Here is a 21,719-nt window from a genome sequence, read left to right on the forward strand (position 1 = left end):
ACCTACACAGGTATGCCATCCCGTTCAACGAGATAAATACCATCCTGAAAAACTCGGGGGTCGCGCTTCCTGACCCTGGTAAGCTGCTCTATTCTTGCCACCGTCTGACCCACCTCTTCTTTGTTTATTCCCTCGACGGTTATCTCCTGACCAGAGACCTTAACTGTACAGTCCCCGAATATCTCAGTCTTTCTCGGAACCTTCTCGCCCAGGAAGTTCTCAACCACTATCTCTCTGCCCTGGACCTTCACAGTTATGGGGAAATGAGAATAAACTACCTTCATCCTATAGGTGAAGCCCTGGGTTACGCCCTTTATCATATTCCGTATATGCGATGCGAAGGTCCCCACCATGGCGCGCTGCCTCCTCTTCGGGAACCTCGCCTCTATCGTCACGGAACCATCCTCTTTATAGAGCCTTATTCCGGGGTAGGTAAGGCGCTTCTGAAGCTCACCCTTTGGGCCGCGAACCACCACATTCTCGCCGAGCAGCTCCACATCCACGCCCTCGGGGATTTCAACAACCTCTTTGACCAGCGGCTCTTCTCCCACGGCAATCACCTCAGTAAACGTAGGCGAGGAGTCTTCCTCCTATTCCTCGCTCCTTTGCCTCGTACTGGCTCATAACGCCCTGCGAGGTGGAGATTATTATAACTCCAAAGCCGCTTGCAGGCAGGAAGCGCTTCTCATATTTCTCGATATTGTCCCTGCCAACAGCGTACCGCGGGCGAATAACGCCGCAGTCGTTTATCTTGCCAGTGAGCGTCACCTTGAACAGCCCTGACCTTCCGTCGTCCACGAACTCGTACTCCTTAACGTAGCCATATTCCTGCATCACCCGCAGCACCTGCGCTATTATCTTTGATGCAGGCTTAACCACGCAGTGAAGGCTACCGTTGTATTCACTGTTTTTTATGATTGAAAGTGCATCTGCCAGAGTATCGAAGCGCATTATCAAACACCTCTACTCGTACTTTTTAAAGCCTATCTCAGGGGCCACCTCGCGGAAGCAGTGCCTGCACAGGTAGAGCCCGTATCTTCTTATTACCGGGCCGTGAGAGCCACACCTTCGGCACTTCCTCGCCCCTCTGCCTATATTCCTAACCACAGCTATGCCTCCACCTCAACGTTGAAGGTTTGCCTGATGAAATCAATCGCCTCATCTTTGGTCACAAGGTGCTTCTTGCCCACCTTGGTATTCTTCAGCTTGCGGTGCTTTACGCGATAACCAGGGCGCTCAATGGCAACGCACACGTCCATGCCATAGATACCCACCATGGGGTCGTACTTCACACCCGGCAGATCTATGTGCTCCCTTATTCCAAAGGCAAGGTTGCCCTGCTCGTCAAAGTTGCGCGCACTTATGCGTTTATCCACAGCCGCAAAGACTTTATCCAGGAATTCTGTTGCCTTCTCATCCCGCAGGGTCACCTTGCAGCCTATTGCTAAGCCCTTTCTTATCCCGAAGGGCTGAATTGTGCGTTTGGCAAAGGTCTGCACGGGCTTCTGCCCTGTAAGCTCTTCCAGCAGCTTCTCGCCCTTTGCAAGGCGTTCACCCGCCTCACCGATGCCCATGTTCACAGTAACCTTTGCTATCTTGAGCTTCCTCATCGGGTTCAACTCAGCACCTCCGGAAGCAGGGGCTTGTTCTCACCCACAACAAAAACGTAGTCTTCGATGGTCTCAAACTCTCCATCATCGCCGGTGAGCACCACCACATTTGGCTGGGGGCTGCGGACCTGTTTAATCTCCTTAATCCTGGCCACCTCACCCATGTGGCTTCCGCCGATTATGTAGGCGAGATTGCCCTCTTTGTAGGGCACATGCTTCTTTATATTACCCTTTTTGAGGGTGATAAGAAGAGTATCCTTGGTGGAATAAACATCCTCCTCCGGCTTTGTGGCGTCCTTAACACGAAGAAGAACATTTCTGCCGTCATGGAGGTTGAGCTGGATGTGCCCTCCCCTTACGACTGTCTTGTCGTTAATCCGGCACAGCTTCGCGCCTGCACGCGACTTGGCGATATCTCTGAGCACAAGCCTGCCCTTTCTGTCAAAGAGCACCACCTTATAGACATTTGCCTCGGGTATGGTGATTATGTCCATCAATCCCACAGGGAACTTGTGGTCCTTCCGTGGCTTTCCATCCACCTGCACCTTACCAGCCTTGATTATCTTCTTTGCCTCACGCGAATTCTTGGCATAGCCCAGCATATCCCTTACCACTATTAGAAGGGCCATGCTGCGCTCCAGTGGATGGGGCCCTGCTCTGGGCTTCACTATGAACTTGCTCTCCCTGCGGGGTACCTTCACCGCCTTGGGTGCTGTTAAACGCTTTGCATGCTTGCTCATGAACACTACCTCTCAAGTATGTTCTTTCTCTCCTCGTCTTTAAGCTCCAGCTTTACAATTTCCACATTTGAAGGATGAACAGGATACAGACGTTCACTTCCATCACTGCGCTGCACTGTAACACCATTCACATATATGCGCATGCGCTTCAGGTCTACTCTCTCAACGATACCTTCGTGTCCCTGAAAGTCGCCGCGAAGTATACGCACAGTATCGCCCTTGCGCACAGGTAAGCTTCGCCTGTCGTACTCCTCGCGAAGGCTCTCGCTGAGGTGGGCACTCACAAGCTTCTGCCTGCGGTGCAACAGCGCATTGAAGAGCGCCTTCCTCTGCTTTCTCGGCTGTCTGCTCGACATCTGAACCACCTAAACTATTATGCTGGCGACGCTGGCTATCTTGGACCAGCGCTCCGCCGCCTCCTTCGCAACAGGGCCCTTAATCTCGCTGCCCTTGGGCTCACCCTTTTCATTGGTTATCACAGCAGCGTTATCCTCAAATTTGATGCGCTCGCCACTCCGGCGGCGGTACTCCTTGCGCTGGCGTATTATCACTGCACGCACCACCTGCTTTCGCATCTCGGGGGTGCCCTTCTTCACCGACGCAACCACAATGTCGCCCACACCAGCGCTGGGCTGGCGGCGGCGCGTACCTTTAAATCCAATAACCTGGATGATCTCAATCTCCTTTGCACCCGTGTTGTCTGCTACCTCCAGGCGTGCACCGCTGGGGAGTGCCCTGACAACATTTGCCCTGATTCCCTGCATATCACTGTGCCTCCTTCTCAATCACCACAAAACTCTTGGCCTTGCTTATGGGCCTGCACTCCATAATCTTTACTCTATCTCCAACCTCTGCGGAGATGCAGGGCGGATTGTGTGCAAGTATCTTGCGCCTGCGTTTCTCGTATCTTTCGTATTTCTTAATGTAACGAAGGTAATCTTTTTGAACTACAACGCTGTCCTGCATGCCGTTGCTAACGACAGTGCCCTCTATAATCTGCCCTCTTACCTTGAGGTGCCCGTGAAAGGGGCAGTTTTCATCCTCACAGCTCTTTTCAGGTGCCTTGACATCAACGCCTATATCGCGCATACTTTTTCACCTTTTTATCCTGTCTTCCGGCCTGGCAATCAAAGCCTTGCCATCAACGTCCACAACGCTCTTGCCCACGCGAAACCGGAAGGTGGCAATTGCCTTCGCCACCCTTTTCCGCTTTCCTTTCACATCCAGGGTAAGCGTGTTTCTTGTCTCGTCGACCACCACGCCGCGAAGCCCCACAAGGCTCGCATCCGTGGCGCTCACAATTTCGCATTCCAAACCTATGAGTTCGTGTTTTGTTATGTACCTTGTCCGGAGTTTCATAATGGCTCAGTAACCTTTTCTTTCATTATGGTGAGTATTCTTGCTATTGTCCTGCGAAGCTCGCGGACCCTTCCTGGATTCTCGGGCACGCCCACCGACGCAGCCTTTGAGCGCTCCTTGAGGAGTTCCTTTCTCAGCTCTTCCAGCTTCTCCTTCATCTCCTCCACGCCCATTTCGCGGACCTCGCTTGCCCTGAGTATCGCCATCTACTTCTCCTCCTTGGCCTCTGTGCTCTCCTCTTTCTCAGGAGCCTTAACCTCTACAGCTTTCTCTGGCTTAGCACTCTTCTCGCCTGCCTTGCGCTTGACCTCTTCCACATCCACCTTCTTCTTGCCCGGGCCTTCCTCTGCAATCTCCTCCTGAAGCTGCTCCACAAGCTTCTCTATCTCTTCTGCCTTCTTCTCAACCACAGGCGAGGGGGTTGTAATCTCTGGCTGCTCCCTGTAAACTATATCATCAGGCAGGCGTGTACCCGGAGGCATTATCTTTACCTTCACACCTATTACCCCCGGCTTTGGTGCAGCCACGGCATAGCCCTCCTTCACGTACATCATCGCAGGTTCACCGCAGTGTTTGAGGTAGCCGTCAACAAACTTAACCGTCTTGGAGCGCTCACCTGTGAGCTTGCCGGAGATGGTTATCTCCGCACCCCTTGCTCCGGCCTCCATTATCCGGCGCAGCGCAGTATACGCCGCCCTTCTGAAGTGGATGCCGCGCTCCAGGGCATTTGCTATGCTACTTGCCATAACATTCGGATTCAGCTCAGGAACCTCAAGCTCATTTACCTCAACCTGGGGGTTGTCAAGGCCAAATCGAGTTTTGAGTATCGTGGTAAGCTTGCGTATTGCCTGCCCCTTGCGGCCTATAACCAGACCGGGACGCTGCACATGCAAGATAATGCGCGTGCCCAGAGGAGTGCGCTGGATGTCTATCTCTCCGCACCCGGCGCGCTCCAGCTCACGCTCCAGGAACTCCTTGACCTCAAACTTGCGGATGTTGTCCTCGATGAACTTTCTCTCCAGCGCCATTGAATCACCTTTCCTCGAGAATCACTTCCACATGCGTAGTGGGTGTGTTGTTGGGCGATGCTCTGCCGTAAGCACGCGGGCGCCAGCCGCGAATCACAGGGCCGCGCTGTGCAGCTATGTGCTTTATGACCAGCTTCTCAGGATCCAAACCTTTGTACTCAGCATTTGTCCGGGCACTCTCCAGGAGCTTGAGGATGTGCCTTGCAGCCTTCTGGGGATACCTGCCCGCATCGGCCTTCACCAAGCCTCGACGGTGGGCCACGCCCTTTTTGAACCTTCTCAGAGGTAAGGGGCGACGCATGGCAATTATATCCTCGAGGTAGCGCTCCGCCACCCCGAGTTTCATCCCGCGCAGCTCCCGCGCAAGTTCTATGCTCCACTTTGGAGAGATGCGCATTGTTCTCCCGATTGCCTTAGCAACCTTCTCCTCGTCTTCAGCCCTGAATGAGTAGCCCAGCTTGCCCATCTACACCACCTACTTCAACGGTACGTACATGGAGCTTCGGGTTGCTCCCATACCCGGCGAGCCGTGCCTCACGCGCCTCCTGGTGGGTGCGAACTCACCCAGGTAGTGGGCCACCATCTCGGGCTTTATCTCCACGCGCGCCCATTCCTTGCCGTTGTGCACCTCAAAGGTCAGGCCCACCATGTTTGGCAGGATTATCATATCCCTCGCATGGGTGCGCAGCTTAACCCGCTTTCCATCCATAGCCTTCTTCATCTTCTCCATGAGCTTCTTCTGCAGCGGCGTTAAACCCCGCTTCAGCGAACGTCTCTGACGCGCTGGCAGAAGCTCTATAAGCTCGTCGATGCTCATCTTCTTCAGCTCATCAAGAGTATAACCGCGATATTTGAATTCCTTCCTAGCCATATCTATCGCCTCCCTGTCCTTCTTGCAGCGATTAATCCCACCTTCCTGCCCGGAGGCATTCTTCGCGAGATAGTCGTGGGCTTACCCGGCGAGTGTGAGCCGCCGCCAAAGGGGTGGTCCACAGGGTTCATGGCAACCTTCCTGACGATAGGCCAGTACCTCGCCTTTGAGCGCAGCATATGGAAGCGCTTACCAGCTTTCATGATTGGTTTATCGCGCCTCCCGCCTCCTGCAACCACGCCTATGGTCGCCCTGCACCTTGCATCCAGTGCCTTGAGCCTTCCGCTGGGGAGCTGGATTATTGTTCTCTCACCTTCGTGGGACACCACAAGACCATAGGCGCCAGAACTCCTTATAAGCTTGCCCCCGTCACCGGGGTGATTCTCTATATTGCTGACAGGCGTACCCTCAGGTATGTTCGCAAGAGGAAGCACATTACCGGGTGCAATAGAAGCTTTGGCACCAGTTTCAATGGTGTCGCCGACCTTAATCCCCTCCTGAGCAAGAAAATACATCTTCCCCTCTCCCTCAAACGCCACCCGGATAAGCGGCGCAGTTCGCGCAGGGTCGTGTAGTATGTCGATAACCCTGCCCACCACCTTTCCGGTCTTCTCCTTCTCGTCGTACTTTCGATACTTGAGTTCACAGCGATAACGATGAGAGGGTGCCCTGAACCCAATGCTTCCCTTTCCCCGGCGCTGTGAAATTATACGCTTGCCCATATCAATCACCTAAAATATTCCTATCCTCGTGGCTACCTCTTCCGCCCTGTACTCGGGCGCCAGCTTGACGTATGCCCTTTTTATTCCTCTAGGAGTTATGGAAGTGTTAACCTCTTCCACCTTTACTTCATACAGCTTTTCCACAGCATCCTTTACCTGTTCCTTGTTGGCCTCTCTTCTAACCACAAACACGAGTTTGTTCTCCTTCTCAATCATCTTCATCGACTTTTCCTTAACATCCGGATAGATAATTACTTCATGTGGATCCATGCTCAAAACCTCTCTTCCAGCACCTTCAGGGCATTTTCAGTATACACAGTGAGCCTGCCCGGATGTGCTCCCGGGGCAAGGTCCTCTGCGCTCAGGTTTCTGGCGAGAACCACATCCACACCTGCAAGGTTGCGCGCACCCCTCAGGATGCCCTTATCCTCGCCAACCACAATTAGAACGCTTTTCCTGTTCTTGTAGCGCCTTCCGCGGCGCTTGCCCACACCGGCGCGAATCTTGCGCCTGGAAGCGCGCTCCACATCCCCGAGAAGCTTCAGCGATGCAAAGAACTCCTTCACATCCTTAACCTTTGAAAGCTCTTCAAAGGCGTTCTCCACCACAACAGGAAGCTCAATGCCCTCGGGCACACGGTGACCTCTTGCGACAACAATCTCCCTGTTTGCAGTGGCTGCTATCGCTGAGGCTATAGCTTTAAGCCTCTCTTTGCGGTTTATCTTCTCATAAATCCTCTTTTCAACTTTAGGGGGATGCGCTCGCCGCCCGCCTACCGCCTGGGGCACAAAAGCCGCCCTTCCTGCTGCAGGATTTCGGGAGCCCTTCCTGCGAGGCACCCTTGATACGCCGTGCCCAGGCCCCCAGGATTCTGCGGAGGTGCGCTTGCCAGCATACCAGTCGCTGCCGTAAGGCTGCAGGCGATGGGACTGCTGCACTATAACTGCACGCTTTATAATATCCGGACGATACTCGGTGGCGAATACTCCGGGAAGCTCCACCTTTCCCTTGGCTTTACCATCCAGTGAATAAAGAGTAGTCTTCATGTTCATACACCCTGCTTTGACTCAAGACTCAGGTAGGCAACCTGGGGCTTGCCCTCGGGCAGATGCTCCGGCGGACGAATCGCCGGGCGAAGGCGCACAAGCCTCTTCCTTGGCCCGGGTATAGAGCCCTCAACGATTATGTAATCGCCGCGAACAACACCATAGCCCAAAAATCCGCCCTTGGGCGTAACCTCCTCGCCCTTTTCACCTATTTTAAGAATTCGCTTATTGTACTCGGTGCGGTGATGATAGCCCATCTGACCACTCTGGGGCACACTCCACATCATTGCAGAGGGATGCCACGGCCCCAGCGTACCCGCGGTTCTCCTGCCCTTGCGCGTCTTGTGGTGCAGGATCTTAACACCCCATCTGCGCACAGGGCTCTGGAAACCCTTGCCCTTTGTAACTGCCATTACATCGACGAACTCGCCCTCCTCGAACACATCGCCAGCGCGAATCTCATTGCCGAGCAAACCCCTGGCGTGCTCAAAGGCCTCGTCCACCTTACCCGAAACCAGGTACTCCATAACCTCGGGCTTCTTCTTTCCTATTCCCGTAGCCCCGGGGAGGGTGTGCACCAGCACCCTAACCTCCGTGGCGTCATCCAGATAAGACTCAAGAGCTTCAATACCCTTCTTCAGCTTTTTTGGCACCGGCAGCCGCCTGGCAAGAGCTTTGTCCAGCTTTTCTGCCCAGGCCTCGCCTATGGTGCGCAGTCCTTCGCTGCGCTTTCCATAGAGCCTCACCCCGAAGACCTTAAGGGGCGGTGTCTCAATCACAGTCACCGCCTTTGTTACCTCTTCACCATGGGTGAGGCTGTGCGGGTAGTCATCAATGAGCACAACATGAGTCATTCCCGCCTTATAGCCCGCAAATCCCTGTACCCTCACTCTATCTTCAACTACCCAGCGCTTTATCTTGGGCACTGGCGAGGCAGCGCGCTTGCGCGGGCTGAATCCAAGGCTTCCGCGATGCGGATGATGCGCTCTCTTTCCCATTTCTTCACCTCATCACAATCTGGTGCCTCCTCTTTTGGAGTTGCACCCAGAACAAAATTCCCCCTGGCTTTCCGGCTCAGAGGGGAATGGTTTACTGAAAAGATGTATTACTGGTATATATAGATTTCGTTGGTTCTGTCACAACACTGAGATGTGGGTTTTAGAAAGCAGTAACATTGGTAATGGTTTATAGAAAAATATGAGGTGCGAGTAATCCAGATATTATCAAAATTATTTGATAATCAAAAACTTTTGATGGGTGCAAAGATGAACCTCCTTACCACAGTGCTAGGGGAATATGCAAAGTTGCTTGTGGAGGTAATCCCATACTTCACTCTAGGCACATTATTTGCCGCAGTACTCTCTACCTACATGAAGCCTGAGCACGCCTACAGATTTCTCAAGCGAAATGCCTCCTCTGTCTTTGCGGCTTCTGCACTTGCAGCGCTCCTGCCAGGGTGCTCGGATGGAAGTTTGCCCTGGGGAGGCTCATTCTCCCTTTTATTTTCACCTCCCCCTTGGAGTTCTCCTCAATATCGCAGAGAGACGCTTTGACTACCAGCGCAGCTCATTTACCATAGCTCAGGCATGTTCTTGCAAAGGCGCATGTACTTCCTTCTGGGGCTTGCTATTGCTGCGGTATTCTCCGCCCTTGTGCCTGAGGATGCAATACACGCTACATCGGCACGGCTTCGCAATACACGCGGGCATTTCCTTCGCCAGGATATACAGCAGAAAATCTGGAGCATGATTCTCCTCAGCGCTGCCCGCGAGTGGCAGAAATGACAGATAAAAATTGTTCCGAAATATATATTGATGTTGCATAAATTATAGATATTGAGTAGATTTGGCGGTTAATCCCAGGATTATAAGGAGGTTATTAAAATGGAAATAACTCTCGAAGAAAAAAATCTGATAATAAAAATTCCAAAAGACATGATTTCTCAGAATTTTATAAAGAGATTTATTGAGAGAGTAGAGCTGGAAGAGTTGGTAAAGGATTTTAAAATGACTGAGAGAGAAGCTTGGGAATTATCAGAAGAAATCAAAAGAAGCTGGTGGGAGGAGCATGGGAAGGAGATTCTAAAGAAAATAGGAGTTGAGAAATGAAAAGAATCATTCTTGACACGAATATTTTATTCTCCTCGCTGCTTCCTGCCAGCAGGGAAATCAGGGACGTGATTCTGCTCAGCGAGAATTTTGAATTTTACTCCTGTAACTATGCAATAGTGGAAATGTTTAAACATAAGAGTAAGATTGTAGAATCTGCTAAGATTGATGAATATAAAATTTTGGAGATCTTACATAAAATATTAAAGGCGATAACTTTTATTAGGGAGGATTCTGTATCAGAATTTAGCTTAAAAAGAGCATATGAATTGTGTCACGATGTGGATGAAAAAGATATACCATTTATAGCATTGACAATAGAACTTGATGGACTATTGTGGACAGGTGACAGGAAATTAAAAACAAAACTGGTTGAAAAGGGATTTGATAAATTTTTTGAAATATAACCTAAGCAAGCGCATACACCGCAGCACTGGCAGCAACCGGTATAAGAAGGTTGTCGTCCACCTTTATGGGGAGGGACTCCACAAACATTCCTGCCACTGCTCCCGCCAGCGCAAGCTTTGCCGCCTGAGCTGGCTCCACACCATGAAAGAAGACAAGATAGAGGAGCACGCCTAGAAAGGCATAGCCGGTGCCGAGCCCCGAACCCTCGAAACTCTTCACCCTGTTGTAGGGCACCCTTCTCCTGCCAAGCTTCCTTCCGGCTAGCGTGGATATGGAATCACCAAGAGCGAGAACCAGAATCCCGGAGCCCACCACAAAGAAGGGCGCATCCAGCAGTGAGCCGAAGATGAGCATCGTCGCAAACACGCCGAGGAAGAACCTGAAGGTTCCCCTGCCGGGGGACTGGGCCTTAACCTCCTCGCGCTCTGCCATATCCACAAGCGTTGCAAACACAGGTATTCGAACCCCGCGTTTATATAGATGGGCTATTCCATAACCCACCAGCAGCATCCCGGCCACAAGAGCCTCCGGCGCAAGCCAGGAGGAGAAGCGCTCATAGAAGAACTGAAGGTAGAAGGGTGTAATTGCACCGCTCATATGGATAAGCTGTCTCCTTGTCTCCGTGTCCATTCAACCACCCGCCATGAGAAAGCTTGGCTTGAAGATACTGAAGAGCAGTATAAGTACCATCGCTGTTGAAACCATGGCGGAGAGCTTTTCTGCCTCCTGGGTGGCAAAGAACTTTTCGAGGAGGAGGCGGAAGATGTGGTGCCCGTCCGTAGCAGCGATACCCAGATGGAGGGGGGCGAGGTTGATAAAGCCAATTCCCTGATTGAGCAGTGCAATCCAGTAGAGGGAGTAAAATATCATCATGGGCAGAGCCAAACCAGTGTAGCCGATGACATCCTCCTTCAGAGGAAAGAAGGTTTTCACGCCAATATACCCCCTTTCCGGTTCCTCCTCCCGTGGGGAGGTTACCAGATAGAAGATTCCCCTATCAGTGACTATTGAAATCCTCTCCCCCGGTTTGAGGCCTGTAACAACTTCATAAAAATCCTGGATGGTGTCGACTGCCTGTCCCTGAATCTTTTTTATAACCATGCCCTTCTCCAGCACCATCGACGCCGGCGAACCATCAATTACCTCGACTATCTGCACACCCCCGGAGGTGTCGTACAGCGCCCCGAAATAGAAGGGTATCGAGAGGGATACCAAGAAGGCCAGAAGGAGGTTTGCTGATGAACCAGCGGAGTAAACCTTGAGCTGGGTCAGCCAGGAGCTCTTCTTCAGACTCTCCTCCTCCGGCTCAACAAAGGCACCCAGTGGCAGAATCCCCACCAGAGCTATGCCAAGGGTTTTGATTTTTATGCGCTCTACGGCAGCGATAATGCCGTGGGCGAGCTCATGCACCACGAGCACAGAGACCAAGCCTATTATGCCGTACCAGAAGGGTATGGTGTACCCCGGCACCAGGGGTGTGGGCTGGAGCACATCCACACTCTTGAAGGAGAGGAAGTAGAATCCTATAATAAGGGCACCCACCATAACCAAAGCACCCGCGATGCCCACAAAGGCTATAGGGTAGCCCAGAGCCCTCCAGAACCTTTTGTAGCCCGCGACCTTAAGAATCAGGCCCTTCCCCCTCTCCGTCTTAATCACAAGGAGGATTGCATACCTATCCATGTTCAGCTTTCCTCTTTCTGCGACTTCAAGAATAATCAGCCACAGAAGCCCTGAAGCAATCAAAAAAACCTCGAGTTTTGAGGGTTTCCCTCCCGTGAAACTCAGCCAGAGAGCAGAGAGGGTGGCGATTATCACAAACCACTGCCAGTTACGCATTACGACACCTTTTTATTTTCTCACGTTTCAATACTATCCTTATGTATGCTGTAGTATTTATCACTGCAAAAGACGCCGCGCAGGCCAGAGAGATAGCGCGCAGACTGGTAGAAGAGAGACTCGCCGCATGCGCAAATATTATAGAAAAGGTCACCTCCATCTACTGGTGGCGCGGAAAGCTGGAAGAAGAGGAAGAGGTTTTAATTCTTATAAAAACGTTAAAAGAGAAGGTACCTGCGATAATAGAGCGTGTGAAGGAGCTTCATACCTACGAGGTGCCGGAGGTAATCGCCCTTCCGATTGTAGAGGGGAGTGAAGACTACCTCCGCTGGCTCGAAGAGGAGGTAGAGAGCTAACTTTTCGAGGTTTGAACATGAAAATTGAAGAACTGAAAGAGTTTATAGACGCCATGGGCGACATGGTTCTGATAATAGGTAAGGACAGGAGGATACTCGCCGCAAACAGGGCTCTGCTGGAACGCTGCGGATGTGAGAGAAGTGAAATTGTGGGCAAGCCCTGCCATACCATAAGCCACTGCCTCAAAATACCATGTCAGGAGGATGTCATCTGCCCCCTTGAGGAAGTGGTGACAAGAGGACAGGTTAAGAAGATAGTCCATACTCACTATGATAAAAAGGCCCGGAAGAGAGTTATTGAGATATCCGCCTCTCCTTTGAAGAGCAATGGAGAGATTATAGGTATAATCACAATTTTCCGTGATATAACTGACAGCTACAGCCTGCAGGAAAGCATGAAGGCAAATCTGGAAAAATTTAAGGAGACGCTGAAGATTAAGGAGCTTTTCAGCGATATCATTACCCACGACCTCTTGAACGTGGCGAACATAATCATGCTGCAGAGCGAGATACTTCTGGATAGAAAATCCTGCACAGAAATAAAAAAGGATCTGAAAAGACTCCTGAAGAATACAGAAAGGCTTGTGGACATGATAGAAAATGCCGCAAGGTATGCGCGACTCCAGAGCCTTGAGAGTTTTGATTTCAAGAAGATGGACATCACAAGGCTTCTCAAGGGGGTGGTCGCCACCTTTGAAGAAGCTGCAAGGGAGAAGAACATACGCATAGAGATGAGGGTTCGCTCACCGAGGGTGGCAATGGTGAATCCCAACATAGAATCGGTGTTCTACAATCTGATTTCCAATGCCATAAAGTTCAGCCCACCCAACAGCAAGGTTGTGGTTGATATCATCGACGAGAAGGATAGCTACCTGATTATGGTGAAGGATTACGGCCCGGGAATACCCGATGCTGAAAAAGAGAAGATATTTGAGCGGTACAAGCGAATAGAGAAGGGCACTGTCAAGGGTACGGGCCTGGGCCTGGCGATAGTCAAGCGCATCGCAGAGCTTCACCATGGCTCAGCCTGGGTGGAAGACAACCCTGAAGGTGGAAGTATCTTCTATGTCAGAATCCCAAAGAAGCAGAGGTGAAGTCATGACGGCGCTGTTCTGGGCAGACAGAAAGGCACAGGAGATAGCCAGGCGGAAGAGTTTTCGCTACATAGAGAGGGAGATTCCCAGCTTTGAGCGCTTTGTGGTGAAGACAAGCGCCAGCATCTCAGGTGTTCTGCACATCGGCAGACTGAGCGATACCATACGCGGCGAGAGTGTTGTGCGCGCACTGCGCGACGCCGGCTGTGAGGCGAAGCTCATCTGGGTGGCGGAGGATATGGACCCGCTGCGCAAGATTCCTGAGGGCGTGCCCGGAGAACTTGAGGAGTACATAGGTACACCGGTCAGCGCTGTGCCCGACCCCTGGGGGTGCCACTCCAGCTATGCGGAGCACCATGTGGCAGGCTACATCGACGTGATAGAGGAGTTCCTCGAGGTTAAGCCCGAGAGGTACTCAATGCGCGAGGAGTACAGGCAGGGCAACTTCCGCCCATTTATCAGAAAGCTCCTGGACAACCTGGAGCTTGTGATTGAGATTCAGAATAAGTATAGGGGCAAGCCCCTCGCCAAGGGCTGGAGCCCCTTTACCCCAGTATGCAGGTCCTGCGGCAGGATTATAACCCCCCGCGTGGAGCGTTATGAAGCCGGGAAGGTGTACTACCGCTGTGAGGACTACGCCTTTGAGAAGCACATCGCCAGGGGCTGCGGTTACGAAGGCACAGCAGATCCGCTGCGCGATGAGGGAAAGCTGATGTGGAAGAGCGAGTGGGCGGCCCAGTGGGCGCGCTGGCGCGTAGCCAGTGAGGGTGCAGGCAAGGAGTACGTCGTTCCCGGGAGCGCCTGGTGGGTTAACGCCGAGATATGCGAGCGCGTCCTCGAGTTTCCCATGCCTGTGCCCATCTTCTATGAGCATCTGATGATCGCCGGAGAGAAGATGAGCGCCTCGCTGGGCAATGTGGTCTATCCCCACGAGTGGCTGCAGGTAGCACCCCCCCAGCTTCTGCGCTTCCTGTACAACAAGAAGCTCATGAAGACCCGGAGCTTCTCCTGGAGGGAGCTTCCAAAGCTGTACGACGAGTACGACCATGTGGCGAGGGTTTACTATGGCATGGAGAGCGTGGAGAACAGGAAGGAGGCTAAGCACCTCCGCAGGCTGTATGAGATGTCCCAGATAGGCGAACCTCAGCCTGCACTTCCCCTGCCCTTCTCCCACGCTGCAATGGTGGCGCAGCTCTTCACAAGCCGGGAGGCGATAGTCTCAAGCCTGAAGCGCTCCGGGCACTACTCACCTGAACTCGAAGGGGAGCTTCTCAGGCGCGTGGGCTATGCAAAGGAGTGGGTGGAGCGTTATGCGCCTGAGCTGAGGCTTGTGCTCCTCGAGGATGCTGGAGAGGTTAAGGAGAAGCTTTCACAGGAGCAGCGCTTCTTCCTGCGCTCCCTGTATGAGTGGCTTTCCCAGGCTGAGCGTTCCGACGAGGAGATTCAGGAGAAGATCTTCCTGCTTGCCAGAGAAGCTGGCATAAGCGCTTCAAAAGCCTTTGGTGCCATTTACCTCGCCACCCTCGGCACACCACGGGGCCCTCGTGCCGGACCATTCCTGGCTTCGCTGGAGAGGGAGTGGCTTCTCTCACGGCTGAGGGAGCTGAGCGAATAATTTATATACCCAGAGAGGCAGGTTCAGAGCATGGTAATTAAACCCGAGACGATGCTCAGAAATTCCCTTGGTAAGAGGGTGCGCATAACCACCAGGACAGGGAAGGATTATGTGGGCACCCTCCTGAGCTACGACGAACTTGACAACCTCTATCTCGAGGATGTGGAAGAGGTTGAGGGGGAGCTGAGACTCGAGAGGGCAATATTCAAGGGAGGTAACATAACCTTTGTGATTAGGCTGTGAGAAGCTAGTTTCTAATCCCTTACAATGAAATCCTCAAGCACGTCCTTAGCCTTTTCCCGCCTTTCCTGGTGCTGCATCAGGAAGCTCTCAACCTTCTCTGCCAGGTAGCGTTTGTGCTCACCGCACAGCAGTTCGCCGCGCACACAGGCTTCGTGCTGCTCCTTAATTTTCTCGTCGTCTTCCTCGAAGATGTAGTAGAGGTACTGGTAGATTGAGCAGACGCTTGGATTTCCTCCCAGCTTGCGCTGAAGCTGCGCCGTTTCTCTACCCCCGGTGAAGGCGTTCATTATCTTGCGCCTCGCATCGCGCAGAGAGTCGGTGGTGTAGATGCTGCTCTCGGGCTTGCTTGCCGACATCTTGTCTCCGCCAAGCAGTGAAGGGAAGAATTTGCAGTGGACCAGCGCTGGCTTGGGATAGCCCAGATGCGGCGCGGCGTCGCGGGTTATTCTGAAGTGAGGGTCCTGGTCAATGGCGCAGGGGATTAGCACAGGCACAGCCTTACCCTGACGCTCGCTCTCAAGGAAGCAGGGCGCCGACTGCATGCTGGTGAAGAATATCAACCCGATATTTGTCTCATTTTTGAAGCCGAAGACAGCTTTAGCGGTGGAGAAGGTGGTGCGCTTGGCAACCTTTAAGGCGAGCTTGTACTGGGACTTTATGTACTCCGTGTTGAGGAAAATCTCTGTCTTTTTCGGGTCAAAGCCGAGAGCGATGAGGTCAAGGGCATTTTCATAGGCATACCTGCGGGTATCTTCGAGGGTTAGCTCAGGGTTGAACAGGAACTTCTCGTCATCGGTGAGCTGGAAAAGGAGCTTGGCGTTGAACTTTTCCTGGAGCCACCTGGTGAATATCCAGGGCATGAGGTGTCCCAGGTGGGTATTGCCTGAAGGTCCTCGACCGGTGTAAAGCACAAAGGGGCTGCCCTTCTCATACTGTGTCAGCACCCAGTTAAGGGAGCGGTGTGAGTAGAATATCTTCCTGCGCAGCATGAGGTGAAGTTCGCCAGCAAGCCTGCGAAACCTCTCCAGCAGGGCGTCATCTATGGGTGAGGTGCCGAACTTATCTATGAGCTTGTCGTAGTCTATCTCGCCAACCACTTCCCACGGAGTAACCACAAAGTCCTCTGGCATAGCTTGGGGTTAAGCGCTTCGGAAATATAAAGGCTGTGGTTGGGTGAGGTGTGGGACTGGCAGAGGTGGGGCGTGGCATCTCAGTAAAAGTAAGCTTTTCATTTCAGAAAATTTATCTAGGGTCTTCATCCAAGTCAGCGACGATATGCTTCTCTTCGATGACGCACATGGTAAATTGTCACAATTCTCGCTTTAGTATCAACTTGGTAGATTACCCTGTAGTTCCCAACTCGAATCCTGTAATTTTGCTCTGACCCTCGGAGCTTGCGACGCTGTGGCGGAAATGGATCATCCACAAGGGATTCGACAGCCTTGATAATTCGAGGAACATGTTGTGAATCAATCTTCCGTAAGTCGCGTTCTGCCGAGTTCTTCCATCGAATCTCATAAGAGTCCATCTTCTTTCAACCGTCTCTTAAGCTCCTCGAAAGTTATTGTGGGTTCATCCCGGCGTTCAGCAATGATTGCAAGATCGTGGAGGTCCTCTAAGAGTTCTTCATACTCCTCAATGGGAAGAACTACAGCTGTCTTTTGCCCCTTTCCATCCACTATATATTGCTCTTGAAATTTCTTCATATCTATCCTCCACGTTATATATCAGCTGAGACTTTACCTCCCGACATGTCAATTAGAACTTCTAATTTTACTAAAATTCTTAGTGCTCACGTGAGTATGTATTTCTGTAGTTTGGGTTCTGTTAGTCTATCCTTTAAGATTCTCTTTAAGATCTTGCGTCAGGAGCCGGTTTCTCTCCCGGAGAGGCTGCTAGTGGGGTTAATTTCCGGACTTGGCGCTATAATTAACATACGTTTTGAACAAATTGTGATATTACATTATTTGGAAATGTAATCAATCCGTTTTACCTCGACGGTCCTCTCACCCTTGGCGATGTTACCCCCCGCGCTTACATAAATGATTGTTAAGGAGCGCAACACCGTAATCAAGAGCATCCACGGCAAGCTGCGCGTGGCGCTGGTGTTTCCCAACCTGTACCGCGCCGGTATCGCCAACCTGGGAATGCAGATACTCTACGACCTGCTCAACTCCCGCGAGGATATCTACGCGGAGCGCTTTTATCTGGACGTGGAGAGGAGCGTCGAAACGCGCTCGCCGCTCAGCGACTTCGATGTAATTGCCTTCTCCTGGCAGTTTGAGCTCGACGCCCTGCACATGCTCGAAATTCTCAGACGAAGCGGCATTCCGATAAGACGGGAGGAGCGCGAGCAGCTTGTAATAGCTGGCGGCCCCTGCTGCGTAAACCCCTCACCCCTGGAGCGCTTCATCGACGCCTTCTTCATAGGCGAGGCCGAAGCAGGCATTATGGAGGTAATCGGGGCAGTAAGGGGGAGGAAGAAGGGCGAAGCTCTGGAGGAGCTCGCAAAGCTGAGCTATATGTACGTCCCCGGCATAAGCAGAGGAGCGACTCGCGTGTATGTTCGCGACCTCGACGCCTACTTTCCCGCTGCGCAGGTGTTAAGCGAGGCGGGCGCCTTCGGCGAAAGTCTGCTCGTGGAGGTTTCGAGAGGTTGCGGTCGGGGCTGCAGGTTCTGCATGGGAGGCTACATCTTCCGCCCGCGCAGGGAGCGCAGCCTCGCAAGGCTGGAGGAGGTTATAACCCGCGGCGTCGAGGCGAGCAGGCCAAAGAGAATCTCCCTCCTGGGCGCGAGTATCACCGACTACTCGCAAATAGACGAGCTGGCCGAGTTCCTCAAGCAGCTTGGCCTGGAAATCTCTGCGCCATCGCTGCGCGCAGACACGCTCACCCGAAGCTTCGTCGAGGCTCTTGTGGAGAGCGGTCAGCGCAGCATCACCCTGGCGCCAGAGGCGTGTGAGCAGCTTCGCTATGCTGTCAATAAGGACATGAGCAACTCCCTGATTATAGAAGCAGCAAAGCTGGCGGCACGCGCCGGCATAAGATACCTGAAGCTCTACTACATCCTGGGCTTCCCGGGCGAAAGCGAGGAGCACATCAAGGCCCTGGCACAGGAGGTGAAGATGCTAAAGAGGGAGACAGGGCTGAGCATAAAGCTATCTGTAAACCCCCTTGTGCCAAAACCCCATTCGGCGATGCAGTGGGTGGCCTTCCCGGGGGCAGGTGTGCTGAAGCGCAGGCTTAGAATTCTTCATAAAAACCTCGCGGGCATCGCCAGCATAGAGAGCGAAAGCCCCAGGAGCGCTGCGCTTCAGGCTGCTGTGGCGAGGGGTGATTCTCGCCTGGGTGATGTACTTGAGAGGGTGCTCGGCCAGGGGAGGAGCTTCGGCGCATGGAAACGTGCCTTCAGGGATTTGGGGCTCAAGATGGAAAGTTACCTGGGGGAAATCAGCACAGACGCTGAACTCCCCTGGGAGAAGATAGATGTGCTGGTAAGCAAAAGCTATCTCCTCCTGGAGCACAGCAAATTTCTGGAGGGTGAAACCTCGCCTGCCTGCTTCCCTGGGTGCAAGCGGTGCGGTGTGTGCTATTAGTCGATATTATTGCAAAGAGCAACGAAAGGTTTTATATGTGCTGTTAAATAAAAATTGACACACATACAAAAACCACTGAGAGAAAAAAGATGGCACGGATATTAATAGCAGACGATGAACTCATAACATTGCGCGGGCTCGAAAGGGTGCTGAGCAGGGAGGGGCACCAGGTAATTACTGCCGAGAATGGAGAGGAGGCCCTTAGACTGCTGAAGGAGAACAGGGTGGATATACTCATAACTGACATAAAGCTTCCGGGGGTTGATGGCTCAAAGCTTCTGGAGTGGGTTAAGCAGAACCTCCCAGACACCAAGGTTATAATGATAACAGGTTACTCCAGCATAAAGGGCGCTGTCGAAGCGATGAAGCACGGCGCAAGCGACTACATAGCCAAGCCCTTTAGTTTTGATGAGATGAAGGCATCTATAAAGGCGGTGCTTGAAGAGCAAAAAGTGGCTGATAATATCCCCACCGGAGGGCTCTCCAGAACAGAGTTTGAGCTTGTTATACGCGCCCTAAATCACCCGATTAGAAGGGAGATCATAAGACTTCTGCGCTCCTCGCCAAGTAATTTCACAGGCATCTGGCGAAAAATTGGGGTTAAGGATCCAACTATTGTGAGCTTTCACCTGCGCAACCTGAAGGCGACGGGAATGGTAGACCAGAGAAAGGATAAGGTATACCTCCTAACTCTCCTCGGGAGAAAAGCTGCCTCGTTTATGGATATGGTAAAAGTGGAGGAGCACATCGAAGGTATTTGAAGAAACCCTCAATAACAAAAGGTTACTAAACTGTTTATTTGAAGAGAATTTCCAAAAAAGTATATAAAATCCAAGGGGGTAAGTAATATTGCTGGGTGGGGAGGGGGGCCCGGATACCTACTACCCAAAATTTTTATTTCTTAAGCTGCAATTAAAAACTCATGAAGATACTGGTTATTTCTGATATCCACGGGAGGCCGGATAAGCTTAACGTGATAAAGTATGAGATTGCCAATGCAGATGTGGTGGTTGTAGCGGGAGATATAACAAACTTCGGGGGGAGAGATGAAGCCAGGGAGATTCTCAAGCCTCTGATAAACCTGTCCAGACAGCTTTTGGTTGTACCCGGCAACTGCGATTTGCGTGGTGTAAATGAGCTGATAAAAGAACTCAGGCTGAGCCTTCACGGCAGGGGGAGGGTTGCAGAGGGCATTGGTTTTTTCGGCGCAGGAGGCTCAAATCGCACCCCCTTCGCCACCCCCCAGGAGTATGAAGAGCAGCAGCTGATGGAATTGCTGGAGAGCGCTTACTCCGGCATAAAGGAGCACAGCACAAAGGTTATGGTTACCCACGCCCCGCCCTTCGGCACAAAGCTTGACCAGACCAGCTCCGGAATGCATGCGGGCTCCCGGGCTGTGAAGGAGTTCATAAAGAAAAAGAAGCCCGCAGTTGCGCTCTGCGGGCACATCCACGAAGCAAGGGGCGTCGCAAGGGTTGCCTACACCACCGTTGTAAACCCGGGCGCTTTACACATGGGATATGCAATTGTTGAGCTGAACGAAGGTGAAGTGGAGGTTGAGCTTAGGGAGTACTGAATGCTGCAGAGCTGCACAGCCAGCACCGTAAGGTATAAATATTCACTTGGTGAATAATTCACTTAGTGAATAATATGGAGTTTGTAAACAGAGAAAATGAGCTTCAATTGCTGGAGGAACTTTACGGGCTTTCATTTAAGAGGTTGTTTCCTGTATTGATTTATGGCCCTCGAAGGATAGGAAAAACGGAGCTCATAAAGTACTTCTCAAAGGACAAAAAGCATGTGTATTTTTTTATTTATGGTCTCAAGACGCCGCAATCTCTTCTGAATGAATTTGAAATAGACCTCAAAAGGGAGGGTATTCTAGGTGATAGGGAAGCATTAAAGAACTTCGATGATTTCTTGGACATTATAATGGAGCGTTGTGAGGGCAAAATAGTAATTTTTGATGAATTTCAAAACTTTAGAGAGACATATCCCGCCATTTTTTCATCTTTTCAGAGGAAAATCGATGAAAATCAGAACAAGCGCATAATGCTTGTGTTTCTTGGTTCTATTGTTGGTTTGATAAAAGGTGTTTTCGAGGATATAAAGTCGCCACTGTACGGCAGGTTAAAAGCAAAGTTAAAGATCGAACCTCTGAGATATTCCGAGGTAAGACATATGCTGAAACATCTTGGCTATTCAAAAGAAGAAGAATTTGTGACCTTTTATTCAATATTTGGGGGATATCCGAAATACTACGTAGCAATGGAAGATTTTGGCTTGAAATCCAGAAAAGTGGATAAAATACTTGAGGTGTTCTTCCTAAGGGATAACAGTGTCTTTGGATATGAGGTTCTGGATATCCTGAGACAGGAGTTTGGGAAGAGAAAGGGTACATACTATACCGTACTGGAAGCCATTGCCACAGGCCACACAAAGTTAAGCGAAATAGCCTCCTATGCCGGGATGAGTGTGAATTCTGTTTCGAGATATATTGGAGAAATCATTGAATACTATGAACTGATGGAAAGAATTATACCAGTAACAGAGAAAAGGAGTTCTAAAAAATCAATTTACAGAATAAAAAATCCACTTGTGAAATTCTGGTTCAGATATTTTTACAAGAATCTCAGTCTGTTCGAAGGAAAATCCTATGAGACGCTGAAAAAAATAGTGCTGAAAGATATGGATTCCTTTGTTGGAGAGGGTTTCGAAGAAATTTGCAGGCAATTCTTGAAGGACCTAAATTTAAAAGATGGACTTCCATTTAAATTCACCAGCATTGGTAGGTGGTGGCACAAAGACAGAGAAATAGATATATTAACACTGGATACAGAGACAAAAAAAATACTGTTTGTAGAATGTAAATGGCGAAAAAGAAAGACAGATGTGGATGTTCTTAAAAGTCTGATAGAAAAGGCAAGAGATGTAAAGTGGTACAATCAAGAGAGAAAAGAGTACTATGCAGTTATATCAAAATCCGGATTCACGGCAAAGGCAAAGAGATACGCCGATGAAGGAAATATCCTCACTTTTAGTCTTAATGATATAAAAAGTTTTTATGACGCCGGGTAAAATCAA

The 21,719-nt window shown here is 51.2% G+C and carries 34 protein-coding genes; 12 read left to right on the forward strand and 22 right to left on the reverse strand.

From position 1 onward, the window contains the following. Positions 1 to 2: 2 nt before the first annotated feature. Genes ACXJJW_RS04460 through ACXJJW_RS04540 form a run of 17 tightly spaced genes read right to left on the reverse strand, consistent with a single transcriptional unit; the run spans position 3 to position 8,374 of the window. Entirely contained in the window at positions 3 to 551 is a 549-nt protein-coding gene (locus ACXJJW_RS04460) for a 50S ribosomal protein L6 (RefSeq protein WP_456474529.1), read from the reverse strand. A gap of 10 nt (positions 552 to 561) precedes the next feature. Further along, positions 562 to 951, reverse strand: a complete 390-nt coding sequence (locus ACXJJW_RS04465; RefSeq protein ID WP_456474530.1) for a 30S ribosomal protein S8 — start codon at positions 949 to 951, stop codon at positions 562 to 564. Between the two features lie 12 nt (positions 952 to 963). Continuing rightward, positions 964 to 1,107: a 30S ribosomal protein S14 gene (locus tag ACXJJW_RS04470; protein ID WP_456474531.1), complete on the reverse strand. Its 144-nt coding sequence runs from the start codon at positions 1,105 to 1,107 to the stop codon at positions 964 to 966. A 2-nt stretch (positions 1,108 to 1,109) separates the two neighbouring features. Further along, a complete protein-coding gene (locus ACXJJW_RS04475) occupies positions 1,110 to 1,610 on the reverse strand; it encodes a 50S ribosomal protein L5 (protein WP_456474581.1) in 501 nt (166 codons plus the stop codon). A 5-nt stretch (positions 1,611 to 1,615) separates the two neighbouring features. Next, positions 1,616 to 2,350, reverse strand: a complete 735-nt coding sequence (locus tag ACXJJW_RS04480) for a 30S ribosomal protein S4e (RefSeq protein WP_456474532.1) — start codon at positions 2,348 to 2,350, stop codon at positions 1,616 to 1,618. Between the two features lie 5 nt (positions 2,351 to 2,355). Further along, positions 2,356 to 2,706 carry a 50S ribosomal protein L24 gene (gene rplX, locus ACXJJW_RS04485; RefSeq protein ID WP_456474533.1) on the reverse strand — a complete coding sequence of 117 codons (351 nt, stop codon included), beginning with the start codon at positions 2,704 to 2,706 and terminating at the stop codon, positions 2,356 to 2,358. 9 nt (positions 2,707 to 2,715) lie between these two features. Next, on the reverse strand, positions 2,716 to 3,114 hold the full coding sequence (locus tag ACXJJW_RS04490; RefSeq protein ID WP_456474534.1) for a 50S ribosomal protein L14: 399 nt from the start codon (positions 3,112 to 3,114) through the stop codon (positions 2,716 to 2,718). Position 3,115: 1 nt separating this feature from the next. Beyond that, positions 3,116 to 3,439 (reverse strand): 30S ribosomal protein S17, encoded by a 324-nt coding sequence (locus ACXJJW_RS04495; protein WP_456474535.1) that lies wholly within the window; start codon positions 3,437 to 3,439, stop codon positions 3,116 to 3,118. Positions 3,440 to 3,445: 6 nt separating this feature from the next. After that, the gene (gene rnp1, locus ACXJJW_RS04500) at positions 3,446 to 3,709 is read right to left on the reverse strand and encodes a ribonuclease P protein component 1 (RefSeq protein WP_456474536.1); all 264 of its coding nucleotides are present in this window, start codon (positions 3,707 to 3,709) and stop codon (positions 3,446 to 3,448) included. After that, complete coding sequence (gene rpmC / locus ACXJJW_RS04505) at positions 3,706 to 3,915, reverse strand: 50S ribosomal protein L29 (protein ID WP_456474537.1); 210 nt, start codon at positions 3,913 to 3,915, stop codon at positions 3,706 to 3,708. Before rpmC ends, rnp1 begins: the two co-directional genes overlap by 4 nt. Continuing rightward, a complete protein-coding gene (locus ACXJJW_RS04510; RefSeq protein WP_456474538.1) occupies positions 3,916 to 4,737 on the reverse strand; it encodes a 30S ribosomal protein S3 in 822 nt (273 codons plus the stop codon). Between the two features lie 4 nt (positions 4,738 to 4,741). Then, positions 4,742 to 5,203, reverse strand: coding sequence for a 50S ribosomal protein L22 (gene rplV, locus ACXJJW_RS04515; RefSeq protein WP_456474539.1), 462 nt, complete (start codon positions 5,201 to 5,203; stop codon positions 4,742 to 4,744). Positions 5,204 to 5,212: 9 nt separating this feature from the next. Continuing rightward, entirely contained in the window at positions 5,213 to 5,608 is a 396-nt protein-coding gene (locus ACXJJW_RS04520) for a 30S ribosomal protein S19 (protein ID WP_456474540.1), read from the reverse strand. Positions 5,609 to 5,610: 2 nt separating this feature from the next. Beyond that, the gene (locus ACXJJW_RS04525; protein WP_456474541.1) at positions 5,611 to 6,330 is read right to left on the reverse strand and encodes a 50S ribosomal protein L2; all 720 of its coding nucleotides are present in this window, start codon (positions 6,328 to 6,330) and stop codon (positions 5,611 to 5,613) included. Between the two features lie 9 nt (positions 6,331 to 6,339). Beyond that, the gene (locus tag ACXJJW_RS04530; protein ID WP_456474542.1) at positions 6,340 to 6,600 is read right to left on the reverse strand and encodes a 50S ribosomal protein L23; all 261 of its coding nucleotides are present in this window, start codon (positions 6,598 to 6,600) and stop codon (positions 6,340 to 6,342) included. A gap of 2 nt (positions 6,601 to 6,602) precedes the next feature. Beyond that, the gene (gene rpl4p, locus ACXJJW_RS04535) at positions 6,603 to 7,376 is read right to left on the reverse strand and encodes a 50S ribosomal protein L4 (RefSeq protein WP_456474543.1); all 774 of its coding nucleotides are present in this window, start codon (positions 7,374 to 7,376) and stop codon (positions 6,603 to 6,605) included. 2 nt (positions 7,377 to 7,378) lie between these two features. Next, positions 7,379 to 8,374, reverse strand: a complete 996-nt coding sequence (locus ACXJJW_RS04540; protein WP_456474544.1) for a 50S ribosomal protein L3 — start codon at positions 8,372 to 8,374, stop codon at positions 7,379 to 7,381. 267 nt (positions 8,375 to 8,641) lie between these two features. Between ACXJJW_RS04540 and ACXJJW_RS04545 the strand changes: the two genes are divergently transcribed. From ACXJJW_RS04545 to ACXJJW_RS04560, 4 genes are all read left to right on the forward strand, one after another. Then, positions 8,642 to 8,929 carry a hypothetical protein gene (locus ACXJJW_RS04545; protein WP_456474545.1) on the forward strand — a complete coding sequence of 96 codons (288 nt, stop codon included), beginning with the start codon at positions 8,642 to 8,644 and terminating at the stop codon, positions 8,927 to 8,929. 51 nt (positions 8,930 to 8,980) lie between these two features. Next, positions 8,981 to 9,160: a hypothetical protein gene (locus ACXJJW_RS04550; RefSeq protein ID WP_456474546.1), complete on the forward strand. Its 180-nt coding sequence runs from the start codon at positions 8,981 to 8,983 to the stop codon at positions 9,158 to 9,160. A 99-nt stretch (positions 9,161 to 9,259) separates the two neighbouring features. Further along, positions 9,260 to 9,484: a hypothetical protein gene (locus tag ACXJJW_RS04555; protein ID WP_456474547.1), complete on the forward strand. Its 225-nt coding sequence runs from the start codon at positions 9,260 to 9,262 to the stop codon at positions 9,482 to 9,484. After that, on the forward strand, positions 9,481 to 9,891 hold the full coding sequence (locus tag ACXJJW_RS04560; protein WP_456474548.1) for a PIN domain-containing protein: 411 nt from the start codon (positions 9,481 to 9,483) through the stop codon (positions 9,889 to 9,891). The genes ACXJJW_RS04555 and ACXJJW_RS04560 overlap by 4 nt, the downstream gene beginning before the upstream one ends. Before the next feature lies 1 nt (position 9,892). On the opposite strand, the gene ACXJJW_RS04565 is transcribed toward ACXJJW_RS04560, so the two are convergent. After that, positions 9,893 to 10,522, reverse strand: a complete 630-nt coding sequence (locus ACXJJW_RS04565) for a diacylglycerol/polyprenol kinase family protein (RefSeq protein WP_456474549.1) — start codon at positions 10,520 to 10,522, stop codon at positions 9,893 to 9,895. Further along, positions 10,523 to 11,731, reverse strand: coding sequence for a site-2 protease family protein (locus tag ACXJJW_RS04570; protein WP_456474550.1), 1,209 nt, complete (start codon positions 11,729 to 11,731; stop codon positions 10,523 to 10,525). It abuts the gene before it with no gap. Positions 11,732 to 11,772: 41 nt separating this feature from the next. On the opposite strand from ACXJJW_RS04570, the gene cutA reads away from it, so the two are divergent. Genes cutA through ACXJJW_RS04590 form a run of 4 tightly spaced genes read left to right on the forward strand, consistent with a single transcriptional unit; the run spans position 11,773 to position 15,039 of the window. Then, on the forward strand, positions 11,773 to 12,087 hold the full coding sequence (gene cutA / locus ACXJJW_RS04575; RefSeq protein ID WP_456474551.1) for a divalent-cation tolerance protein CutA: 315 nt from the start codon (positions 11,773 to 11,775) through the stop codon (positions 12,085 to 12,087). A 17-nt stretch (positions 12,088 to 12,104) separates the two neighbouring features. After that, positions 12,105 to 13,181, forward strand: coding sequence for a sensor histidine kinase (locus ACXJJW_RS04580; protein WP_456474552.1), 1,077 nt, complete (start codon positions 12,105 to 12,107; stop codon positions 13,179 to 13,181). A 4-nt stretch (positions 13,182 to 13,185) separates the two neighbouring features. Continuing rightward, positions 13,186 to 14,796: a lysine--tRNA ligase gene (lysS, locus tag ACXJJW_RS04585; RefSeq protein ID WP_456474553.1), complete on the forward strand. Its 1,611-nt coding sequence runs from the start codon at positions 13,186 to 13,188 to the stop codon at positions 14,794 to 14,796. A gap of 30 nt (positions 14,797 to 14,826) precedes the next feature. Further along, entirely contained in the window at positions 14,827 to 15,039 is a 213-nt protein-coding gene (locus ACXJJW_RS04590) for an LSM domain-containing protein (RefSeq protein WP_456474554.1), read from the forward strand. A gap of 11 nt (positions 15,040 to 15,050) precedes the next feature. Here ACXJJW_RS04590 and ACXJJW_RS04595 read toward each other — a convergent pair whose 3' ends face one another. The 3 genes from ACXJJW_RS04595 to ACXJJW_RS04605 form a co-directional block, all read right to left on the reverse strand. Beyond that, positions 15,051 to 16,169 carry a tryptophan--tRNA ligase gene (locus ACXJJW_RS04595; RefSeq protein WP_456474555.1) on the reverse strand — a complete coding sequence of 373 codons (1,119 nt, stop codon included), beginning with the start codon at positions 16,167 to 16,169 and terminating at the stop codon, positions 15,051 to 15,053. A 134-nt stretch (positions 16,170 to 16,303) separates the two neighbouring features. After that, positions 16,304 to 16,567 carry a type II toxin-antitoxin system RelE family toxin gene (locus ACXJJW_RS04600; RefSeq protein WP_456474556.1) on the reverse strand — a complete coding sequence of 88 codons (264 nt, stop codon included), beginning with the start codon at positions 16,565 to 16,567 and terminating at the stop codon, positions 16,304 to 16,306. Beyond that, on the reverse strand, positions 16,554 to 16,745 hold the full coding sequence (locus ACXJJW_RS04605; protein WP_456474557.1) for a RelB antitoxin-like protein: 192 nt from the start codon (positions 16,743 to 16,745) through the stop codon (positions 16,554 to 16,556). The genes ACXJJW_RS04600 and ACXJJW_RS04605 overlap by 14 nt, the downstream gene beginning before the upstream one ends. A 336-nt stretch (positions 16,746 to 17,081) precedes the next feature. Between ACXJJW_RS04605 and ACXJJW_RS04610 the strand changes: the two genes are divergently transcribed. From ACXJJW_RS04610 to ACXJJW_RS04625, 4 genes are all read left to right on the forward strand, one after another. Then, entirely contained in the window at positions 17,082 to 18,635 is a 1,554-nt protein-coding gene (locus tag ACXJJW_RS04610; protein WP_456474558.1) for a radical SAM protein, read from the forward strand. A gap of 89 nt (positions 18,636 to 18,724) precedes the next feature. Next, positions 18,725 to 19,396, forward strand: coding sequence for a response regulator (locus tag ACXJJW_RS04615; protein WP_456474559.1), 672 nt, complete (start codon positions 18,725 to 18,727; stop codon positions 19,394 to 19,396). Between the two features lie 161 nt (positions 19,397 to 19,557). Beyond that, positions 19,558 to 20,211, forward strand: a complete 654-nt coding sequence (locus ACXJJW_RS04620) for a metallophosphoesterase (protein ID WP_456474560.1) — start codon at positions 19,558 to 19,560, stop codon at positions 20,209 to 20,211. 74 nt (positions 20,212 to 20,285) lie between these two features. Next, complete coding sequence (locus ACXJJW_RS04625; protein ID WP_456474582.1) at positions 20,286 to 21,713, forward strand: ATP-binding protein; 1,428 nt, start codon at positions 20,286 to 20,288, stop codon at positions 21,711 to 21,713. Positions 21,714 to 21,719: the final 6 nt, after the last annotated feature.

Source organism: Candidatus Pyrohabitans sp., from assembly GCF_054014795.1.

Excerpts from the sequence above, each read along its gene's own strand:
- ACXJJW_RS04580 (WP_456474552.1), top strand. The coding sequence starts at position 12,105 with ATGAAAATTGAAGAACTGAAAGAGTTTATAGACGCCATGGGCGACATG.
- ACXJJW_RS04480 (WP_456474532.1), bottom strand. The coding sequence starts at position 2,350 with ATGAGCAAGCATGCAAAGCGTTTAACAGCACCCAAGGCGGTGAAGGTA.
- rplV (WP_456474539.1), bottom strand. The coding sequence starts at position 5,203 with ATGGGCAAGCTGGGCTACTCATTCAGGGCTGAAGACGAGGAGAAGGTT.
- ACXJJW_RS04570 (WP_456474550.1), bottom strand. The coding sequence starts at position 11,731 with ATGCGTAACTGGCAGTGGTTTGTGATAATCGCCACCCTCTCTGCTCTC.
- rplX (WP_456474533.1), bottom strand. The coding sequence starts at position 2,706 with ATGTCGAGCAGACAGCCGAGAAAGCAGAGGAAGGCGCTCTTCAATGCG.
- ACXJJW_RS04520 (WP_456474540.1), bottom strand. The coding sequence starts at position 5,608 with ATGGCTAGGAAGGAATTCAAATATCGCGGTTATACTCTTGATGAGCTG.
- ACXJJW_RS04560 (WP_456474548.1), top strand. The coding sequence starts at position 9,481 with ATGAAAAGAATCATTCTTGACACGAATATTTTATTCTCCTCGCTGCTT.
- ACXJJW_RS04620 (WP_456474560.1), top strand. The coding sequence starts at position 19,558 with ATGAAGATACTGGTTATTTCTGATATCCACGGGAGGCCGGATAAGCTT.
- ACXJJW_RS04540 (WP_456474544.1), bottom strand. The coding sequence starts at position 8,374 with ATGGGAAAGAGAGCGCATCATCCGCATCGCGGAAGCCTTGGATTCAGC.
- ACXJJW_RS04600 (WP_456474556.1), bottom strand. The coding sequence starts at position 16,567 with ATGGACTCTTATGAGATTCGATGGAAGAACTCGGCAGAACGCGACTTA.
- ACXJJW_RS04595 (WP_456474555.1), bottom strand. The coding sequence starts at position 16,169 with ATGCCAGAGGACTTTGTGGTTACTCCGTGGGAAGTGGTTGGCGAGATA.
- cutA (WP_456474551.1), top strand. The coding sequence starts at position 11,773 with ATGTATGCTGTAGTATTTATCACTGCAAAAGACGCCGCGCAGGCCAGA.
- ACXJJW_RS04565 (WP_456474549.1), bottom strand. The coding sequence starts at position 10,522 with ATGGACACGGAGACAAGGAGACAGCTTATCCATATGAGCGGTGCAATT.
- ACXJJW_RS04555 (WP_456474547.1), top strand. The coding sequence starts at position 9,260 with ATGGAAATAACTCTCGAAGAAAAAAATCTGATAATAAAAATTCCAAAA.
- ACXJJW_RS04610 (WP_456474558.1), top strand. The coding sequence starts at position 17,082 with ATGATTGTTAAGGAGCGCAACACCGTAATCAAGAGCATCCACGGCAAG.
- ACXJJW_RS04490 (WP_456474534.1), bottom strand. The coding sequence starts at position 3,114 with ATGCAGGGAATCAGGGCAAATGTTGTCAGGGCACTCCCCAGCGGTGCA.
- rpmC (WP_456474537.1), bottom strand. The coding sequence starts at position 3,915 with ATGGCGATACTCAGGGCAAGCGAGGTCCGCGAAATGGGCGTGGAGGAG.
- rnp1 (WP_456474536.1), bottom strand. The coding sequence starts at position 3,709 with ATGAAACTCCGGACAAGGTACATAACAAAACACGAACTCATAGGTTTG.
- ACXJJW_RS04550 (WP_456474546.1), top strand. The coding sequence starts at position 8,981 with ATGTACTTCCTTCTGGGGCTTGCTATTGCTGCGGTATTCTCCGCCCTT.
- ACXJJW_RS04615 (WP_456474559.1), top strand. The coding sequence starts at position 18,725 with ATGGCACGGATATTAATAGCAGACGATGAACTCATAACATTGCGCGGG.
- rpl4p (WP_456474543.1), bottom strand. The coding sequence starts at position 7,376 with ATGAAGACTACTCTTTATTCACTGGATGGTAAAGCCAAGGGAAAGGTG.
- ACXJJW_RS04530 (WP_456474542.1), bottom strand. The coding sequence starts at position 6,600 with ATGGATCCACATGAAGTAATTATCTATCCGGATGTTAAGGAAAAGTCG.
- ACXJJW_RS04525 (WP_456474541.1), bottom strand. The coding sequence starts at position 6,330 with ATGGGCAAGCGTATAATTTCACAGCGCCGGGGAAAGGGAAGCATTGGG.
- ACXJJW_RS04545 (WP_456474545.1), top strand. The coding sequence starts at position 8,642 with ATGAACCTCCTTACCACAGTGCTAGGGGAATATGCAAAGTTGCTTGTG.
- ACXJJW_RS04475 (WP_456474581.1), bottom strand. The coding sequence starts at position 1,610 with ATGAGGAAGCTCAAGATAGCAAAGGTTACTGTGAACATGGGCATCGGT.
- ACXJJW_RS04625 (WP_456474582.1), top strand. The coding sequence starts at position 20,286 with ATGGAGTTTGTAAACAGAGAAAATGAGCTTCAATTGCTGGAGGAACTT.
- ACXJJW_RS04605 (WP_456474557.1), bottom strand. The coding sequence starts at position 16,745 with ATGAAGAAATTTCAAGAGCAATATATAGTGGATGGAAAGGGGCAAAAG.
- ACXJJW_RS04465 (WP_456474530.1), bottom strand. The coding sequence starts at position 951 with ATGCGCTTCGATACTCTGGCAGATGCACTTTCAATCATAAAAAACAGT.
- ACXJJW_RS04495 (WP_456474535.1), bottom strand. The coding sequence starts at position 3,439 with ATGCGCGATATAGGCGTTGATGTCAAGGCACCTGAAAAGAGCTGTGAG.
- ACXJJW_RS04590 (WP_456474554.1), top strand. The coding sequence starts at position 14,827 with ATGGTAATTAAACCCGAGACGATGCTCAGAAATTCCCTTGGTAAGAGG.
- lysS (WP_456474553.1), top strand. The coding sequence starts at position 13,186 with ATGACGGCGCTGTTCTGGGCAGACAGAAAGGCACAGGAGATAGCCAGG.
- ACXJJW_RS04510 (WP_456474538.1), bottom strand. The coding sequence starts at position 4,737 with ATGGCGCTGGAGAGAAAGTTCATCGAGGACAACATCCGCAAGTTTGAG.